Source organism: Oryzomonas sagensis, assembly GCF_008802355.1.
Classification (GTDB): Bacteria; Desulfobacterota; Desulfuromonadia; order Geobacterales; family Pseudopelobacteraceae; genus Oryzomonas; species Oryzomonas sagensis.
This window is the reverse complement of the sequence record NZ_VZRA01000001.1, coordinates 227,630-246,078: the sequence shown is the minus strand read 5'-3', so window position 1 is coordinate 246,078 and position 18,449 is coordinate 227,630. Positions and strand designations below refer to the sequence as shown.

General features: G+C 62.7%; 16 protein-coding genes. 7 read left to right on the top strand and 9 right to left on the bottom strand.

Translation table 11 applies throughout. The features are described from left to right. Window position 1 precedes the first annotated feature (1 nt). The 4 genes from glmS to F6V30_RS01100 all read left to right on the top strand — a co-directional run bounded on the left by glmS (window position 2) and on the right by F6V30_RS01100 (window position 5,117). On the top strand, window positions 2–1,831 hold the full coding sequence (gene glmS, locus F6V30_RS01115) for a glutamine--fructose-6-phosphate transaminase (isomerizing) (RefSeq protein WP_151154694.1): 1,830 nt from the start codon (window positions 2–4) through the stop codon (window positions 1,829–1,831). A gap of 201 nt (window positions 1,832–2,032) precedes the next feature. Beyond that, window positions 2,033–3,424, top strand: a complete 1,392-nt coding sequence (gene pcnB / locus F6V30_RS01110; RefSeq protein ID WP_151154693.1) for a polynucleotide adenylyltransferase PcnB — start codon at window positions 2,033–2,035, stop codon at window positions 3,422–3,424. Between the two features lie 68 nt (window positions 3,425–3,492). After that, on the top strand, window positions 3,493–4,512 hold the full coding sequence (locus tag F6V30_RS01105; protein WP_151154692.1) for an alpha/beta fold hydrolase: 1,020 nt from the start codon (window positions 3,493–3,495) through the stop codon (window positions 4,510–4,512). A gap of 266 nt (window positions 4,513–4,778) precedes the next feature. Further along, on the top strand, window positions 4,779–5,117 hold the full coding sequence (locus F6V30_RS01100; RefSeq protein ID WP_151154691.1) for a PilZ domain-containing protein: 339 nt from the start codon (window positions 4,779–4,781) through the stop codon (window positions 5,115–5,117). A gap of 25 nt (window positions 5,118–5,142) precedes the next feature. Here the strand turns inward: F6V30_RS01100 and F6V30_RS01095 are convergent, their stop codons facing one another. Continuing rightward, complete coding sequence (locus F6V30_RS01095; protein ID WP_151154690.1) at window positions 5,143–5,577, bottom strand: universal stress protein; 435 nt, start codon at window positions 5,575–5,577, stop codon at window positions 5,143–5,145. 286 nt (window positions 5,578–5,863) lie between these two features. Between F6V30_RS01095 and F6V30_RS01090 the strand changes: the two genes are divergently transcribed. Then, window positions 5,864–6,589 (top strand): hypothetical protein, encoded by a 726-nt coding sequence (locus F6V30_RS01090; protein WP_151154689.1) that lies wholly within the window; start codon window positions 5,864–5,866, stop codon window positions 6,587–6,589. A gap of 54 nt (window positions 6,590–6,643) precedes the next feature. On the opposite strand, the gene F6V30_RS01085 is transcribed toward F6V30_RS01090, so the two are convergent. From F6V30_RS01085 to msrA, 5 genes are read right to left on the bottom strand one after another with little or no spacing between them, the layout of a single operon-like run. Continuing rightward, entirely contained in the window at window positions 6,644–7,345 is a 702-nt protein-coding gene (locus F6V30_RS01085; RefSeq protein ID WP_151154688.1) for a TVP38/TMEM64 family protein, read from the bottom strand. A gap of 14 nt (window positions 7,346–7,359) precedes the next feature. After that, window positions 7,360–7,785, bottom strand: coding sequence for a thioesterase family protein (locus F6V30_RS01080; RefSeq protein ID WP_151154687.1), 426 nt, complete (start codon window positions 7,783–7,785; stop codon window positions 7,360–7,362). Further along, entirely contained in the window at window positions 7,782–9,341 is a 1,560-nt protein-coding gene (locus F6V30_RS01075) for a mercuric reductase (protein ID WP_151154686.1), read from the bottom strand. The genes F6V30_RS01080 and F6V30_RS01075 overlap by 4 nt, the downstream gene beginning before the upstream one ends. Beyond that, window positions 9,338–9,910: a peptide-methionine (R)-S-oxide reductase MsrB gene (gene msrB / locus F6V30_RS01070; RefSeq protein ID WP_218043297.1), complete on the bottom strand. Its 573-nt coding sequence runs from the start codon at window positions 9,908–9,910 to the stop codon at window positions 9,338–9,340. The genes F6V30_RS01075 and msrB overlap by 4 nt, the downstream gene beginning before the upstream one ends. A 36-nt stretch (window positions 9,911–9,946) precedes the next feature. Beyond that, the gene (gene msrA, locus F6V30_RS01065; protein ID WP_338042761.1) at window positions 9,947–10,531 is read right to left on the bottom strand and encodes a peptide-methionine (S)-S-oxide reductase MsrA; all 585 of its coding nucleotides are present in this window, start codon (window positions 10,529–10,531) and stop codon (window positions 9,947–9,949) included. Between the two features lie 212 nt (window positions 10,532–10,743). On the opposite strand from msrA, the gene F6V30_RS01060 reads away from it, so the two are divergent. Continuing rightward, window positions 10,744–11,319 (top strand): TetR/AcrR family transcriptional regulator, encoded by a 576-nt coding sequence (locus F6V30_RS01060; protein ID WP_151154684.1) that lies wholly within the window; start codon window positions 10,744–10,746, stop codon window positions 11,317–11,319. Between the two features lie 75 nt (window positions 11,320–11,394). Then, window positions 11,395–12,192 carry a flagellar motor protein MotB gene (locus F6V30_RS01055; RefSeq protein ID WP_151154683.1) on the top strand — a complete coding sequence of 266 codons (798 nt, stop codon included), beginning with the start codon at window positions 11,395–11,397 and terminating at the stop codon, window positions 12,190–12,192. A 55-nt stretch (window positions 12,193–12,247) separates the two neighbouring features. On the opposite strand, the gene F6V30_RS01050 is transcribed toward F6V30_RS01055, so the two are convergent. The 3 genes from F6V30_RS01050 to F6V30_RS01040 form a co-directional block, all read right to left on the bottom strand. Then, the gene (locus F6V30_RS01050; RefSeq protein ID WP_246163116.1) at window positions 12,248–13,180 is read right to left on the bottom strand and encodes an ROK family protein; all 933 of its coding nucleotides are present in this window, start codon (window positions 13,178–13,180) and stop codon (window positions 12,248–12,250) included. Window positions 13,181–13,434: 254 nt separating this feature from the next. Then, window positions 13,435–16,296 carry an excinuclease ABC subunit UvrA gene (gene uvrA / locus F6V30_RS01045; RefSeq protein ID WP_151154682.1) on the bottom strand — a complete coding sequence of 954 codons (2,862 nt, stop codon included), beginning with the start codon at window positions 16,294–16,296 and terminating at the stop codon, window positions 13,435–13,437. A 3-nt stretch (window positions 16,297–16,299) separates the two neighbouring features. Continuing rightward, window positions 16,300–18,417 (bottom strand): putative bifunctional diguanylate cyclase/phosphodiesterase, encoded by a 2,118-nt coding sequence (locus tag F6V30_RS01040; RefSeq protein ID WP_151154681.1) that lies wholly within the window; start codon window positions 18,415–18,417, stop codon window positions 16,300–16,302. Window positions 18,418–18,449: the final 32 nt, after the last annotated feature.

The following is an 18,449-nucleotide window of genomic DNA, read 5'->3' as shown; positions in this document are numbered from 1 at the left end:
TATGTGCGGAATTGTTGGCTATATCGGTGGGCACGAGGCGACGCCGGTCATACTGGAAGGGCTCAAAAAACTGGAATACCGCGGCTACGATTCGGCCGGCATCGCGACGCTGGCGGGTAGCGGATCGGGCATCCGGCGTAGCGAAGGCAAGCTGGTCAACCTGGAAAAACTGCTGCGCGAGCAGCCGCTCTCCGGCGTGATCGGCATCGGCCACACCCGCTGGGCCACCCACGGCCGCCCCTCGGAGATCAACGCCCACCCCCACAAGGCCGGGCCGGTCATCGTGGTGCACAACGGCATCATCGAAAACTACCTGCCGCTCAGGGAACAGCTCAAGCAGTCCGGCCATATCTTCAAGAGCGAGACCGATACCGAGGTCATCTCCCACCTCGTGGAGGAAAAGCTCAAGGGGACCTCCGATTTCGCGCAGGCGGTCCGGCAGGCCCTGGCCGAGCTTCGGGGCGCCTATGCCGTGTGCATCCTCAACGAGCGCGAACCGGGCACCCTGATCGCCGCCAAGCTGGGCTCCCCCATGGTGGTCGGCCTGGGAGAGGGGGAATTCTTCGTCGCCTCGGACATCCCCGCCATCCTGGCCCATACCCGGGAGATGGTCTTCATGGAGGACGGGGAGATGGTCGTGTTCCGTGCCGGCGCGGTCGCCTTCTCCACCATCGCCGGCGCTCCGCTGGACAAGAAGGCGCGGCATATCGACTGGTCGCCGCTCATGGCCGAAAAAGGCGGCTACCGGCATTTCATGCTCAAGGAGATCCACGAACAGCCCCGGGCCGTGCGCGACACCATCGCCGGCCGTCTCTTGGAGAATGAAGGGGATGTGTATCTGGAGGATTTGAGGTTCAGCGACGAGCAGCTGGCGGCCGTGAGGCGGATCGTCATCGTGGCCTGCGGCACCTCCTGGCACGCCGCCCTGGTGGGCAAATTCTATATCGAGGGGTATTGCCGCATCCCGGTGGAGATCGACATCGCCTCGGAATTCCGCTACCGCAACCCGGTCATCGACGGGACTACCCTGGTAATGGTCATCTCCCAGTCGGGGGAGACCGCCGACACCCTGGCGGCCCTGCGCGAAGCCAAATCCCGCGGCGCCATGAGCATGGCCATCTGCAACGTGCTGGATTCCTCCATCGCCCGGGAAGCCACCGGCGTGATCTACACCCACGCCGGCCCCGAGATCGGGGTGGCCTCCACCAAGGCTTTCGTCACCCAGCTCACGGCCCTGTACCTGTTCACCATCCGCCTGGGGCGGGCCGTCCGCGCCATCGACGCCCCCACCGGCCAGGGCATGATCGCCTCCCTCAAAAAGGTCCCGACCCTGCTGGAGGAGGCCCTCAAACTCAATGCCGATACCGAGCGCATCGCCCGCAAGTACATGAACGCCCGCGACTTCCTCTACCTGGGGCGGGGGAAGAACTTCCCCATCGCCCTGGAGGGGGCGCTCAAGCTCAAGGAGATCTCCTACATCCACGCCGAAGGCTATCCGGCCGGCGAGATGAAGCACGGTCCCATCGCCCTGATCGACGAGGACATGCCGGTGGTCATGCTTGCCCCGGAGAACAGCGCCTTTGAAAAGACCCTGTCCAACATGGAGGAGGTCATCGCCCGCAACGGCCGGGTGATCGCCCTGTGCAGCGAAGGCGATCAAGAGGTCAAGGGGCGCGCCGAGGATACCATCCAGATCCCCCGCATCGACGAGGACCTGGACCCGTTCCTCCTCTCCGTGCCGTTGCAGCTTTTGGCGTATCACATCGCCGTGTTGAAGGGGACCGACGTGGACCAGCCCAGGAACCTGGCAAAATCGGTGACCGTGGAGTAGGGGGGGATGTTTCGGTGAACGTGCCCCGTGAAATAAAATTCTCCGCCGGGAACTGATGGTCTCGGCGCAGGGAAAAGACAGAGTGCGGAACACGTTGCCGGAACACATACTTGAGGTTATGCGTGAGATGGACCGCCGTTGCTTGAGAACGGCCCATCTCGGGTGTCTGGTACCATATGAAGAAGAGGTGGCGGTAACGGGATGAAAAAGGAAAAAAGCTGTTCGGTGATCATCGCCCGTCAGGAACACGGGGTCTCCCGCAAACTCATGAGCCCGAACGCCCTGCGCACCCTCTACCGCTTGAGGGACAACGGCTTTCTCGGCTATCTCGTCGGCGGCTGCGTGCGCGACCTCCTGCTCGGGCGGGAACCGAAGGATTTCGACGTGGTAACCGACGCCACCCCTGGCGAGGTGAAGCGGCTGTTCCGCAACTGCCGTCTTGTCGGGCGGCGTTTTCGTCTTGCGCACATCCACTTCCAGGATGAGATCATCGAGGTGGCGACCTTTCGGTCCCTGGCTTCGAACGAGCCGGAGTCCGAACCGGAAGACGCAAACGGGCCGGATCACCGGCAACGGCCCCCACGGATAGTGAAGGACGATGCCGGCATGATCCTGCGGGACAACGTCTACGGCACCCCCGAAGAGGATGCCCTTCGCCGTGACTTCACCATTAACGCGCTGTCCTACAATATCGCCGATTTTTCGATCATCGACTACACGGGAGGCCTCGCCGACCTCAACGCCGGCATCATCCGCACCATCGGCGATCCCGCCGTCCGCTTCCAGGAAGATCCGGTACGGATGCTGCGGGCGGTGCGGTTTGCCGCCCAACTCGCCTTCACCATTGAGGAAAAGACCCTGAAAGCGCTGGTCGCCGCCGCTGATACCATTGTCAGGGCGGCGCCGCCGCGCCTCTACGAAGAGGTGCTCAAGCTTTTCCTCTCGGGTGAGGGGGCGAGGTGCTACGAACTCCTCCGCCGGACCGGGCTCTTTGCAGCGCTTTTCCCGGATTTTTCGAACTGGCTCGACGCCGAGAGCGAAGGCTTCCCCCACGCCCGGTTCGGGGAAATGCTCAGCTACGCCGATTCCCGTATCCAGCAGGGCGGCACGGTCTCCCCGCCGCTCCTCCTGGCACTTCTTTTCGGCGAGTACCTCGATGAGAAGGCGGCGCATTCCCGCCGGCAGGGTATGCCCTGGCAGCAGAGCGTTAACGCCGCGGTCGCCGAGTTCATGGGCGAAACCTGTCCGATCATCATGATCGCGAACCGCGTCGGGCTCGCGCTCCGCGACATCATCAGCCAGCAGATGCGCCTGAAAAAGATCCCCGGGCGCCGGCCGGAGTCGTTCATCGCCCGACCCGATTTCAATGACATCGTCGAATACTGCCGGATAACCTGCGGCGACAACAAGGATGTCGTCAAACAGCTCGACTGGTGGGCGGCTCAGGCACGGCAGCAGGCGCCGCTGCCGCCTCCTTCCGGGCCCGCCGCAGAAGCCGGGGCGCCGCAACGGAAGAGAAAGAGACGCCGCCGGCGGCATCCACAGGCGAACAAACAGGGCGTTAGAGGTATAATGGAGCCAAGACCTCAGTAAAAGGTCCCGTGTTCCGGCTCTTTTCCCGCAGTCCGGTTGTCATCACGAATGTTACAAAAGGAGTTATCATGCGATATATAATTTGCCTGTCCCTGGCGGTTCTGTTGTTCGCCGCTGCCGGTACCGCCTGCGCGGAAGGCGCCGCCGGCGGTTATGGCGCCGAACTCGAGGGTTTTCCCTATCCTTACGCAGTCGAGCATTTCCGGTTTGCCTCCCAGGGGCGCGACCTCCAGATGGGGTACATGGATGTAAAGCCCACGGGCAGGCCCAACGGGCACACGGTGGTGTTGATGCACGGGAAGAATTTTTGCGGTGCCACATGGGAGGCCACGATCTCTGTCCTGGCCGCCGCGGGATACCGGGTCGTCGCTCCCGACCAGATCGGCTTCTGCACCTCGACCAAGCCGGCGTATTACCAGTACAGCTTCCAGCAGCTTGCCGCCAACACCAGGGCCCTGCTGAAGCAGGCGGGAGTATCCCGCGTCCTGCTGGTCGGCCACTCGACCGGGGGGATGCTGGCGACCCGCTTTGCCTTGATGTACCCGGAAGCCGTCGAGAAACTGGTCATGGTCAACCCCATCGGACTGGAAGACTGGAAAGCGCTGGGCGTGCCGAGCCGGACCGTGGACCAGTGGTATGAGCGGGAGCTGAAACTTTCGGCCGAGGGGGTGCGCCAGTACGAAAGGTCGGTCTATTACGGCGGACGCTGGAAAGCGGACTACGACCGCTGGGTGGATATGCTGGCAGGACTCAACCGGGGGCCGGGGCACAAAGCGGTCGCCTGGAATTCCGCGCTTATCTACGACATGATCTATACTCAGCCGGTGGTGTATGAGTTTCCCCTGCTGAAGGTGCCTACCACCCTGATGCTCGGCGATGCCGACACCACCGCCATCGGCAGTGACATCGCCCCGCCGGAGGTCAAGGCAAAGGTCGGCCGCTACAAGCTGCTGGGCAAGGAGGTCGTCAAGACGATTCCCCACGGCCGTTTAATCGAGTTCCCCGGTTTCGGGCATGCGCCGCAGATCGAAGCCCCGGCAATGTTTCATAAGGCCTTGCTCGATGAGCTCGGGAGAGTAGGCAACTGATTATCGGCGCTAGCCCGCAGTTCGCAGCTTCGGCTCTGATCCGATGTGAGGTTGATGCCCTGGCCGGTCGGATCGGGAAAATAAGGCTATTTCATGGGTATATGGGCGGGAAGAACATTTTAGTATTGCCGAATGAGCCCGGCTGTGCGATAACCACTTGAAATATCGTGCGAGCCGACATCCCATCGTGCCCCATGCTTGCATTGTCACCTGCCGATGGGAACCGGCAGCCACTCTTGCCGTAAGGGAAATGCCGCGGATACACTATGGAAACCCGACTTGTCCCCCGCCACCGCTCCGACCAGTTACCTGACTCCCTGTCCACGGTCCTGCTCGTATTGCCCGACAGGTTCGAGATTACATCACAGTTGATGGATATCAGCTGTCAGGGGATGAAGCTCGCCATCCCCCCGACCCCCGTCCCCCTGACGATCCCCCGAAAGAGCGAAACCGTCGAGGTTGTCTTTCACGCTTCGCGCCTGCGGGTTAGCTGCCGGTGTATCTATTCCTCCTACAATCCTGACGGCAGCATATCCATGGGTATGTATGTCTTCGACCCCCATCAGCAGGACCAGTTGCGCACCCTTCTGGCGGAAAACGAGTAACCCCACCGCCAAAGCGTACGGGACACTAGTCGCCGACCGCCACCAGGATACTGCACGGAGCCCGTTCCAGAAGCGATACGCCCACCGACCCTTTCCACCAGCGGGAGGCAAAGGATGTCTGCTTCTGGTGCCCCAGCACGATCAGGTCCACCTCCAGTTCGGCCGCCAGGCGGCAGATCTCTTCAACCGGCTCCCCGTAAGCCAGATGGCCGTAAGCGCTACCCCCACCCTCGCGTAACAGGGCGACCCCATCGTCGATGGTGCTCTGGATATGCCGCTGTTCCTTCTCCAGAAACGTCTCCGGCACAAAACCCTCGGCGAGAAAGACGCCCGCCGGCATGCGCATGACCGCCAGCAGGTGGGTTTCCGCACGGAGCAGGTGGGCAATGTCTGCGCATTCGAGGAGCGCCACCCGGCCCTCCTCGGTGCCGTCATAAGCGAGCAGGATCTTTTTGTGCATGATGGTCTCCTTTTCTTGTGTGAACCATGCGGGCGGAAGGGCCGGCCCGTCGCCATGAACGAGTCCTGGGGGTGCCGGTGCCGGGATTGCAGCAAAACGCAGCATGCTTCCCGTGATAATTATTGTCAAGAGCAACCGCGGCGTCGGTTCGTAGTTATCCGGCTTGTTCGGGGAACCGGTGGTCGTTTGGCCGCGTACGGTATTTTTTAAAATTTTTTGTTTTTAGAATTACCGCTGTTTGAGCTATGCTGACAGTGGTTTGCAGCAAAGCGGAAAGAGGTGGCGTATGAGTATGTTTTCAAGGTGGCGGATTGCCGCCCACCTGGTAGTGGCATCCATGCTGGTTCAGCCGGTTCTCGATCTGTCGGCGGCATCTTCCGCTGCCGGGGGCAACGTCTACGAGATACCCCTGAGCGAGCTTAAAAAGGTGGAGAAGAAGAAACCGAAGAAAGCGGAAACCAGGAAACACGCGGAAAAGAGACGGGCTCATACGGCGCCCCGTAAGGTGTCGGAACCGTCAGGCACCTCCGCCCCGTCCATCCCTGCGCCGCCAGTGGCCCAGAACGCGGCAACTGCCCTGGAAACAGCGGACAGCGCCAACATCAGCCATGAGCCGTACAGCTATGTGGTGCCGGGCAAACGGACCACTGTTAAGGCCGTGGTCAGCCTGGACGCGGTGCAGTCAGTTCGGTGCCGCTTCCGCGCCGGGGATAAGGGGGGCGACGCCTGGGTGCCGATGGCAAAGGTGCCGGGAAGCCAGTTTACCTATGGCGCATCCCTGCCTGCCCTCGAATCGGGCGCCACGGCGCTCCGGTACCGTGTTGTCGTTGTCGACGCCGCGGGGAATGAAATCCACAGCAAGGAGTTTGTTACCCCCGTGAAGGCAACCCCGGTCGTGCCAGGCTGGCAGCAGGACTCGTCCAGGGAACCGATCAGGGCCGTTCTCGGGAACCCCCGGCAGCCCCTTGAGGGGTTCTCCGGTGTGGTCATCGAGAATGCCGACCGGCAGTGATGACGTGCCGCCGTTGCTAACGCACCGGAAATAGAAACAATGGAAAGCCGAAGGTTAGCTTTCAGCGGGAGGATTCGGAGGGGTTCTGCCCGCCTTCCGCCGGTTGTACAGCACCGGCAGGAGCGCGAACAGGCCCAGGAGGGCAAACGAGCCCAGCACCCGCGGTGAGGCGATGCCGGAGAGGGACGTGACGGTGGCCAGGCTGGCCCCGGCGTTGACATAAACGAAACCGCCGGGGATGATGCCGATCATGGTGCCGAGCACGAAGGTGCGCAGCGGCAGTCGGGTCAAGCCAGCCGCCAGGTTGATCAGGAAAAAGGGAAACAGCGGCACCAGCCGCAGAAAGAGCAGGTAGTTGAAGCCGCGGGCCTCCAACTCCCGGTTCATGGTTTCCAGTCTCGTGCCGAACCGGTTCTGGATCGCATCGCGCAGCAGATAGCGGGTCACCAGAAAGGCCAGGGTGGCGCCGATGGTGGCGGCGATATTTGCGTAGACCGTTCCCCTGAGCGAACCGAAGATGGCGCCGGCAGCCAGGGAAAGGACGGCGGCGCCCGGGAGGGAGAGGGCGGTCTGGATGATGTAGACCGCCATGAAGCCGGCTGCCATGAGGGCCCTATGGGCGGCATGGTATGCCATCAGGCTCTGGCGGTTGGCCCTGAGGGCCTCCAGGGTCAGGAAGCGTCCCAGGTCGAACCAGAGGAACAGGCCCACCCCGAGCCCCCCGGCCAGGGCGATCAGGAGCTTTTTCCACCGCATGACCGCGTACTCCTTCAGCCCTTTGCCGCCTTGCCTTTTGCCGCCACCCGGGCGCTGAATCTGTCCAGATTGACCGTTACGCGCTCATGGGTTCCCCTGCCGATGACATCCGCCTCGTCCCGGGCCTCGATCTCCCACACCGTGCGTTTCCCGTCCACCTCGATGCAGCGGACCCGCGCCGTCACCTCCATGCCGGGAGGAGTGGCCGCCTGGTGGGTGATGTTGATCATGGTGCCCAGGGTCCGCTCCCCTTCGTCCAGATAGGGACGCAGGGCCTCCATGCAGGCCCATTCCATGAAGCCGACCATGAAGCCGGTGGCAAAGACCTCGGGCATGTCACGGAACAGGTCCGACTCGGGGTACAGGAAAGGGACGGTCTTCTCCCGCGGCACGCGATAGCTGAAGGTGTGTTCCAGTCCCGCCGCAAGTGTTGTTTTCATGGTTTCCTACCTCCTTTGCCGGCGTCGCAACTCCCGCCCCGCTGCCAGCGCAGCCAGGCGCCGAGCATCCTTTTGAGGAACGGCGTCAGGCGGGTGCGGTTATGGGCGTCGGCCAGCTTTTTGATCGCCTCGGCCTGGGTCGGGTAGGGGTGGATGGTCCGGGCGATGGTCCCCAGGCCGAGGCCGCTTGTGATGGCCAGGGAGAATTCGTTGATCATCTCCCCGGCGTGGCGGGCCACGATGGTGGCGCCGATGATCCTGTCGGTGCCGGCGCGCAGGTGGACCCGGGCGAAACCCTCGGTCTCGCCGTCCAGCACGGCCCGGTCCACCTCTGTCAGGGGCACGGTCAGGGTAGAGGCCGGGATGCCCCGCTCCCGCGCATCCCGTTCATACAACCCCACATGGGCGATCTCCGGGTCGGTGTAGGTGCACCACGGGATGACCAGGCCGGATGCCTTCTGCCGCCCCATGAAGAGGGCGTTGGCGATCAGGATGCGGGCCAGGGCATCGGCGGTGTGGGTGAACTTGAAGGGGAAACAGCAGTCGCCGGCGGCATAGATGCGGGGATTGGAGGTTTGCAGGGTGTCGCTGATCGTTACCCCTCCCGGTCCGTAGGCGACACCGGCCGCCTCCAGTCCCAGTCCCTCCGTGTTGGCAGCCCGGCCGACCCCCACCAGGATGGCGTCCGCCGTAACCTCGGTTGCCGCACCGTCCCGTTCCAGGCGCAGTACCTTGTCGCTGCCCCGCTGTGCCGCGGCCCGGACCGTTGTTCCCGTCAGCAGGTCGATCCCTTCACGCATCAGGACCTTCCGCAGGATGTCGGCAGCGTCCCGGTCCTCGCGCCCCATGATCCCGGGCGCCGCTTCGATCAGCGTCACCCGGCTGCCGAAGCGGGAGAACGCCTGGGCCAGTTCGCAGCCGATGGGCCCGGCGCCGATCACCGCCAGGCGGCGTGGCAGTTCGGTCAGGGAGAATACGGTTTCGCTGGTCAGGTAGCCGGCCTCGGCCAAACCCGGGATCGGCGGCGCTGCCGCCCGCCCGCCGGTGCAGATGGCGGCCTTCCTGAAAGATATCTCCCGGCCGTCCACCGCTACCCGGTCGCGGGCGGTGAAACGGGCCTCGCCTAGGAAAACGTCGACCCCCAGTTCGTCGCGGAACCGTCGGGCCGAATCGTGGCGGCTCAAGGAACTGCGCAGCCGCCGCATCCGCTCCATGGCCGCGCCGAAGTCGCAGCCGACCCCCGCGCCCCCCCTGATGCCGAATTCATCGCCGTTGCGCGCGTCGAACAGGGCCCGCGCCGCGCGGATAAGTCCCTTGGACGGGACGCAGCCGTAGTTGAGGCAGTCGCCCCCCATGAGGTGCCGCTCCACCAGGGCCACCCTGGCGCCCAGACCGGCCGCCCCGGCGGCGCAGACCAAGCCTGCGGTCCCGGCGCCGATCACCACCAGGTTGTAGCATCCTGCCGGCTGGGGGAGGGCCCAGTCGCTGGGGTGAACATTATCCCGCAACTCCCGGTTCTCCGGGGTGTCGGGCGCTATGGCCGGTGCTCCGCTCACGGCGTTTTGACGAACTGCATGGCTGCCGAGTTCATGCAGTAGCGCAGCCCGGTCGGCTGGGGGCCGTCGTCGAAGACATGCCCCAGGTGCGCCTCGCAGCGGCTGCACACCACCTCGGTGCGTTTCATGAAGAAGCCGTTGTCCGGCCGCAGGGTCACGTTTTCCGGGGCGACCGGCTGCCAGAAGCTGGGCCAGCCGGTGCCGGATTCATACTTGGTGTCCGAGCTGTAGAGATCGTTGCCGCAGCAGACGCAGCGGTAAATCCCCTTCTCGTGGTTGTTCCAGGTGGCGCCGGTGTAGGCCCGCTCGGTCCCCTGTTCCCGGGTGACGCGGTACTGCTCCGGGGTGAGGAGCTTGCGCCACTCTGCCTCGCTCTTGGTGACCTTGTCGCTCATGATATACCCTTTCCGGGCCACGGAGTAGAGCCGGACGCGGCTCGCCGAGCCCGGCGAAGCGGTTTGGGCGCTTTGGCCAGCCGTCGTGGCCGTTGGCGTGCCGTTGCCGTTGCTGCATGCGCCGGCCACCGAACAGATAATGACGGCGGCCGGAAGGATGTGATGCCGTTTCATGGGATACCTCCCGTGCCGTGGGGCAGGGCCGCATGCTCAATGCCCCGCCGCGCCGCCCCACAGCTCTTTGAGTCGTTTGTCGCGGCCGCAACTGGTACGATAGAATTTGTAACGGATCGGATTTTTTTTGTAGTAGTGCTGGTGGTACTCCTCCGCCGGATAGAAGGGACCGGCCGGAGTGATCTCGGTCACGATCGCCTCCCGGAAGGGCTTGCTCCGTGCCAAGGCCTCTTTCGATTGTTGGGCCAGCCGGCGCTGCTGCTCGTTGTGGTAGAAGATGGCACTACGGTACTGGTGTCCGTTGTCGCAGAACTGGCGGTCCTTCACGGTGGGGTCGATATTGTGCCAGTAGACCGTGAGCAGCCTGTCGTAGCCGATCCGGGACGGGTCGTAGACGATCTGCACCGATTCGGCATGGCCGGTGCCGCCGGCGGAGACCTCTGCGTAGGTCGGGTTTCTGGTCTGGCCGCCCGTATAGCCGGAGGTCACTGAGATCACCCCGGGCAGTTCGTCGAAGGGGTGTTCCATGCACCAGAAACAGCCGCCGGCAAAGGTGGCCTTTTCCAAAACTGGGGCTGAACCTGCCGCCACAACAGCGGCCGGGGCCAGTACGAACGCCATCGCGAGCCCGATCATTGCCAGTTGTAATGGTCGTTTCATCTGTCCAGGTCCTTTCTCCGGATTCGGTTGCTTATTTCTTAAGTGTAATTATACCTCTTTTATCCTGTTCCGTGGACACGGTATATGTTTATTGGCAGATAAAAACGCCTTGACAGTGTCGGTTAATTGTAATTAACTGAAAACGGAACATTCATTCCGTAAAAAGGCACCCCATGGCAAAATCGGAAAAGCGTGACGAGATAGTGCGTGCGACGATGGAACTCATCGCCGAGTTTGGTTTCCATGACGCCCCCATAGCCGTGATCGCAGCCAGGGCCAATGTGGGGGCCGGGACCATCTACCGCTATTTTGCGAACAAGGATGTACTGATCAACGAGATTTACCTGGAGATAGAAGAACGGCTCATGGCTCATATCCTGGAGGGGTACCGGTCCGAACGTCCCGTCAGGGAGCGCTTCCTCCATCTCGGAGTCGGAGTGCTCTCCTACTTCATACGCAATCCGGCGGAATTCCATTATTTCGAACAGTTTCACATCTCGCCCTACGGTGGCGCATTCCGCAGGGAACGGCTTTTGGAGCGTACAGAGTATCGCGATGTCTTTATGGTCCTCTTTCAGGACGGAACGGCACAGCAGGTTGTAAAGAATCTTCCCCTGATGATGCTCTTTTCCCTGCTGTTCGGGCCGTTATTCACCGTTGCACGAGAGCATCTCCTGGGCTTTGTTCCTTTGGACGACCAACTTATCGAAACGGTGGTCACCACCTGTTGGGATGCGATCCGGCAGTAGTAATAGAGTATTTATTTTTTTACCGTAATTAGGAGTGAACGTTCACTCCTAATTACGCTGCGAGGAATTTTTGTCATGGCATTGAAGCGGGAACCGGAAAAGCACCCGAATCATGAACGCTGGCTGGTCTCATACGGCGATCTGCTGACGCTGCTCTTAGCGGTCTTCGTGGTCCTGTACGCCATGTCCCTGGCCGATAAGAAGAAGGTTGAAGAGGTGGCGGAGTCGCTGCGGGAGTCCTTCGGGTACTCCAAAGCGTCCCTCGGGGCAAAGCCGGTGGTGATCGAGTCTGGGAATATCAGCATTGTTCCGAGCATCAAACCCCAAAGCTTGCCGGTGCAGCAGCGCCAAGCCCAGGGGAAGCAGCGCGCCTATGCGATGGAGAAGGATTTTGGAACGATCAAGGCATCCCTGGATGCCTACCTGACGAAGAGCGGCAATAGGGGGAAGGTGAGCATCGATATCACCCGCCGGGGGCTGGTGGTAAGTCTCAAGGAGGCGGGGTTCTTCGATTCGGGCAGCGCCCGGATCAAGGCGGGATCTGAGGAGCTTTTCAGCGTGATCGCCCAATCCCTGTCCCATTATGCCAATCCCTATCGGATCGAGGGACATACGGATAACGTACCGATCCACACCGGCCAGTTCCGTTCCAATTGGGAGCTTTCAACGATGCGCGCCACTAATGTTCTCCAGAAGTTGGTCGATTCCTACGGCTTCGATCCGGCCGTGATGTCGGCGGCGGGGTACGGCGAATACCGTTCCGTGGCCGACAATGGGGCTGCGGAAGGCCGGGCCAAAAACCGTCGAGTCGATATCGTGATGCTGTCGTCCGGGGGCGAGGCGGGTGAACCGGGAAACGGTTCGAGTCGGTAGCCGCCGTAACCTGAGGCGGATAAAGGCCGTTTCAGAGGTTTTATCCGGTGTAAGCTCAGATTCCGATCCAGGCGGCGCCGAAGACGCCGGCCGAGTCGCCCAGGCGGTTCTTCAGAATCGGGGTGGCCAGGTGGTCGTGGAAGGCATAGTGCCGTACCCGCTCGATGCCGGTGGTGTACAGCTCGACGATGTTGGACAAGCCGCCCCCCAGAACCACGGCATCCGGGTCGAGGATCGAGATCAGTCCCCCCAGGCAGCGGCCGAAGTCGTCCAGGAACCGGTCGAAGGCGGCGCGGCAGCGGGGCTCCCCCTCCCGGGCGCCTGCCACGATCCGCTCCATGGTCAAGCGTTCGCCGTACTCCCGTGCAAAGGCCGCCTCGACCCCGGAGCCGCTGATCTTCGTCTCCACGCACCCCCGGTTGCCGCAGTAGCACGCCGTCCCGGCCGGGTCCACCGACAGGTGCCCCCATTCCCCGGCGATGCGGTGAGGCCCTTGGCGTACCCGTCCGTCGATGCAGATCCCGCCCCCGCAGCCGGTCCCCATGATCACCCCGAATACCAGCCCGTATCCTTGCCCCGCCCCCTGACAGCACTCGGCCAGGGTGAAACAGTCGGCATCGTTGCACAGGGCCACGGCCCGGTCCAGTTGCCGTTCCAGGTCCCCCTGCAGGGGCCTGCCGATGAGGCAGGTGGAGTTGGCGTTGCGCACCAGGCCGGTCCGCTCGTCACTGGAGCCGGGGATGCCGATCCCCACGGTGCAGGGCGCCCCGGCCGGAACAAGGGCCATGGCTTCCCGAATGGCCGTGGTTACGGTTGCCACTACGGCGGGATAGCCCCGGTCAAGGGGCGTGCCCCGGCGCTCCCGGAACAGGACCGTACCGTCGGGGGCAAGGAGCAGCGCCTCGGTCTTGGTGCCTCCCAGGTCGATGCCGATACGGAAGGGCGTCTGTTCAGAGGCAGAGGTCATCATGGTGTGGTTATTTGTCATGGATGTTGACGCCAACTATGTCCACGATAAACGGTGAACGACGCCGCAACGGTTAGCATTGAAAAATTCAGGTTGTTCAAAAATAGTCAGATCGTCGCACCCGCAGAAAGCCCCGCGGAGGCGTAGCAGCGCTACGCCGCACAATTTCACTTGTGAAATTGGACCGCGAAGGCGCCCGAAGGGTGAGGCCGCAGGCCGAAGTCACAAAGGAGTTTTCGAGTACGAAGGCCCGATGGCTGTTTTTCAACAACCTGCTACAGCATCTTGCGCAGGTACTGGCCGGTGTATGATTTGCTGACCTTGGCCACCTGCTCCGGGGTGCCGCTGGCGATGATCTCGCCCCCCCGGTCGCCCCCCTCGGGGCCCAGATCGATGATGTGGTCGGCGGTCTTGATCACGTCAAGATTGTGCTCGATGATGACGATGGTGTTGCCGGCGTCCACCAGGCGCTGGATCACTTCCAGGAGCTTGCGGATATCCTCGAAGTGCAGGCCGGTGGTCGGTTCGTCCAGGATGTAGATGGTGCGGCCGGTGGCGCGGCGGGAAAGTTCCTTGGCCAGCTTGACCCGCTGGGCCTCGCCTCCCGAGAGGGTGGTGGCGGATTGTCCCAGTTTGATGTAGCCCAGGCCCACCTCTTCCAGGGTCTTGAGCTTGTTCTTGATGCGCGGGATGGCGCCCATGAACTCCAGGGACTGGGAAACGGTCATGTCCAGCACTTGGGCGATGGACTTGCCCTTGTAGAGCACCTCCAGGGTCTCCCGGTTGTAGCGCGCCCCCTTGCAGACCTCGCACTCCACGTACACGTCCGGCAGGAAGTGCATCTCGATCTTGATGATGCCGTCCCCGGAACAGGCCTCGCAGCGTCCCCCCTTGACGTTGAAGGAGTAGCGCCCCGGCTTGTAGCCGCGCAGCTTGGATTCGGGCAGGTTGGAAAACAGGTCGCGGATATCGCCGAACACGCCGGTATAGGTGGCCGGGTTGCTGCGCGGGGTGCGGCCGATCGGGGACTGGTCGATATTGATGACCTTGTCCAGATGCTCCAGGCCGCGGATGTCCCTCACGGCGCCGGCCTTCTCCCGGCTGCGGTAGAGCCTTTGGCTCAGCACCTTGTACAGGGTGTCGATCACCAGGGTCGATTTCCCCGAGCCCGAAACGCCGGTCACGCAGGTCATGATGCCCAGGGGAATCTCCGCATCCACGTTCTTCAGGTTGTTTTCGGAGGCGCCGATGATCTTTAAGTGCTTGGTCCCCTTGCGGCGCTTCTTCGGCACCGGGATGGACAACTCCCCGGACAGGTATCTGCCGGTGAGGGATTCCGGATTCTTCATGACCTCGGCAGGTGTGCCCTGGGCCACCACCTCGCCGCCGTGGACCCCGGCCCCCGGCCCCATGTCGATCAGATAGTCGGCCTCCAGAATGGTCTCTTCGTCGTGTTCCACCACCAGGACGGTGTTGCCCAGGTCGCGCAGATGCCTGAGGGTGTCCAGCAGGCGTGCATTGTCCCGCTGGTGGAGGCCAATGGAGGGCTCGTCCAGGATGTAGAGTACCCCCACCAGAGACGAGCCGATCTGGGTGGCCAGGCGGATGCGCTGCCCTTCGCCGCCGGAGAGGGTGCCGGAGGTGCGGTCCAGGGAGAGGTAGTCCAGCCCTACGTTCACCAGGAACGACAGGCGCTCGCGGATCTCCTTGAGGATGCGCCGGGCGATCTCCTTCTCCTTGTCGGTGAGTTCCAAACCCTCGAAAAAGGCCAGGCAGTCACGGATGGAGAAAGCGGTGACGTCGCGGATGGTGCGCCCCCCCACCAGCACATGCAGCGCCTCGGGGCGCAGGCGCGCCCCCTGGCAGGTGGGGCACGGCATGACGTTCATGTACTTTTCCATCTCTTCCCGGGATGCGTCCGATTCGGTCTCGCGCCAGCGCCGTTCCAGGTTGTTCAGCACCCCCTCGAACTCCTTCTGGTAGGTATGGCGCCGTCCGCCGTCCTCTTCCCACCAGAACTCGATCTTCTTGCCCCCGGAACCGTTCAGGATCACGTCCCGAACCTGGTGGGGCAGATCCTTGAAGGGGGTGCGGATGTCGAATTTGTAGGCCTTGGCCAACGCCTCCAGGATCAGGTGGAACCAGCCCGAGAGCCGTTTTTCCCACGGGGCGATGGCCCCTTCCCGCAGGGACAGTTCCTGATTGGGAATCACCAGTTCGGCATCGAAGTACATGCGGGTACCCAGGCCGGTGCAGTCCGGGCAGGCGCCGTGGGGGTTGTTGAAGGAGAAGAGCCGCGGTGTGACCTCCTGGTAGGAGATGCCGCACTCCACGCAGGCCAGCTTTTCGGAGAAGATATGGGTAACCGGCTTGGGAGGTCTCCTGCCCCCCTCCTCGTCCGGTTCATCCGTGGCCGGCAGGACGGTCTCCACCTTCACCACCCCTTCGGCATGGTGCAGGGCGGTCTCCAGGGAGTCGGCCAGGCGGCGCTGGACCCCCTCCTTGACCACGATGCGGTCGATGACGATGTCGATGTCGTGTTTTTTCTTCTTGTCCAGCTCGATCTCGTCGGCCAACTCCCGCAAGGTTCCGTCGATGACGACCCGGGTGAAGCCCTCCTTGCGCAACTGGTTGAGTTCCTTCTTGTACTCCCCCTTGCGGCCCCGGATCATGGGGGCCAGCAGGGTCAACTTGGCACCGGCGGGCAGCGCCATGATCTGGTCCACCATCTGGGAGACGGTCTGGGAGGTGATCTCCCTGCCGCAGGAGGTGCAGTGGGGATGGCCGACCCGGGCGAACAGCAGGCGCAGGTAGTCGTAGATCTCCGTGACCGTGCCCACGGTGGAGCGGGGGTTCTTGCTCGTGGTCTTCTGTTCGATGGAGATGGCCGGGGAGAGCCCTTCGATGGACTCCACGTCCGGTTTTTCCATCTGTTCCAGGAACTGGCGGGCGTAGGCCGAGAGGGATTCCACATAGCGGCGCTGCCCCTCGGCGTAGATGGTGTCGAAGGCCAGGGTGGATTTGCCCGAGCCGGAGATGCCGGTGATGACGACTAACTCGTCCCGCGGGATTTCAACATCGATACACTTGAGGTTGTGCTCGCAGGCGCCTTTGACGATTATGCTGGAGTGTGCCATGGGTCAGTATTTCAGTCCGTTTTCGAGGATAGTGGTGATTTCTTCGGCCTTGACCGGCCGGGAGAACAGGTAGCCCTGCATCTCGACGCAGTTGCGGGAGGCGAGGAACTCCATCAGGGGGCGCGTTTCCACCCCCTCTGCCGTGACGCTGAGCTTGAGGGTGTGGGCCATGGAGATGATGATCTCCACGATGGCGGCGTCGTCCGGGTTGATGGCGATGTCCCGCACGAACGTGCGGTCGATCTTGAGCCGGCTGATGGGGAAGTGCTTCAAATAGGAGAGGGACGAATAGCCGGTGCCGAAATCGTCGATGGCCAGGCTGATGCCCATGTCCTTGAGCTTGTGCAGCATGCGGGTGTTGGTGTCCGGGTCCTTCATGATGGTGCTTTCGGTGATCTCCAGTTCCAGCCAGCCGGGGTCGAGTCCGCTTTCCAACAGGATGGCGGCGATGGTCCCGCTCAGGTCCTTCTGGGCGAACTGCTTGGCCGACAGGTTGACCGCCATGCGAACCGGCGGGAAGCCCTGCTGTTGCCATGCCTTTGCCTGGAAACAGGCGGTTCGCAGGACCCATTCCCCGATGGGGATGATCAGGCCGGTTTCTTCCGCCAGATAGATGAATTTGTCCGGGAGGATCACCCCCAGGTCGGGGTGTCTCCAGCGCAGAAGCGCCTCCAGCCCCGTGAGCTCCCCGGTGCGGGTATCCACCTGGGGCTGGTACAGCAGGAAGAGGTCCTCGCGTTCCAGCGCCTTGCGCAGGGAGTTCTCCAGCATCATCCGCTCCAGCACCTTGATGTTCATTTCGCTGGAGAAAAACTGGAAGTTGTTGCCGTCCCGCTCCTTGGCCTGGTACATGGCCTGGTCGGCATGCTTGAGCAGGGTGGGGCCGTCCTCCCCGTCCATGGGGTAGACGGCGATGCCGATGCTGCCGGTGGTGTAGATCTCGTGGCCGTTGATGTAGATCGGCTCGGAGATCAGCCCCAGAATCTTCTTGGTAATGGCGGTGATGACCTCTTCGTTGGAGACGCCCATCAGGACGACGGCGAATTCGTCGCCGCCGATGCGGGCCAGGGTATCGGTCTCCCGGACGCAGGCCTTGAGGCGTTTGGCGATGGTCTTGAGCAGCTTGTCGCCGGCCCGGTGGCCGAGGGTCTCGTTGATCCCCTTGAAGCGGTCCAGGTCCAGGAACAGCACGCCGGCCATCTGGCGATCCCGTGCCGCCTGGGCGATGGCGTGCCTGAGGCGGTCGTTGAGCAGGGTGCGGTTGGGAAGGCTGGTCAGGGTGTCGTAGTTGATCAGCTGCTGGATCTCGTTCTCGGCCCTGATGCGGGCCGTGATGTCGAGGGTCGTACCGGAGACGAGCTGGGCCCTGCCTTCGCTGTCGCATTCCACCTCGGCCTGGCTGTTGACGACCAGTTCGTCGCCGGTGCGCGCTTTGATGCGGTAGATCAGGCTGAACGACTGGCACTGCCGGGCGGCGTTGGTGATGGCCTTCTTGAAGGCCGGACGGTCCGCCTCGTTGATGAGGTTGATGAACCACTCCAACTCCACGTGGCGGGGCTCGCCGGGGGTGAACCCGAAGATGCGGTACAACTCGTCGGACCAGTACGTTTCCCCGGTCAGGGGATTCCATTCCCAGCTTCCCATGCGGGCAATCTTCTGGGCCCGTGCCAGGCGGGTCTCGCTCTGGCGCAGGGACTCTTCGGCGCGGTGCAGCCGTTCGCGGGTTTCGGCGTCATGGAGGGTTCGCAGGACCGTCGCCGGCAGGCGGTCCAGAAAACTGGTGTCTTTCAACAGGTAGTCGCAGGCGCCGGTCTTCATCATCTGGACCGCCAGGAGGGCGTCGTCCCGGCCGGTGACCATGATGAACGGGACGGAAAGTCCGCGGTCGGCGATCTGCTCCAGGATGGCGACCCCGGTCATGTCGGGGAGGGAATAGTCGAGGATGATCAGGGAAGGGATCGTGGCGGAGAGCAGTTCCATGGCTTCCTGGCCGCTGGTCGCCCCAATGGCCTTGAAACCGTGTTCCTGGAGGGTGTCCGATGTCAGTTCGGCAAAAGCGATGTCGTCCTCAATGATGAGGATGGTGCTTCCGGCCTTTATAGTGTAAGGCGATCCCGTCATGCGCTCTCTCTTCGTCACCCGTGGAACCTTGT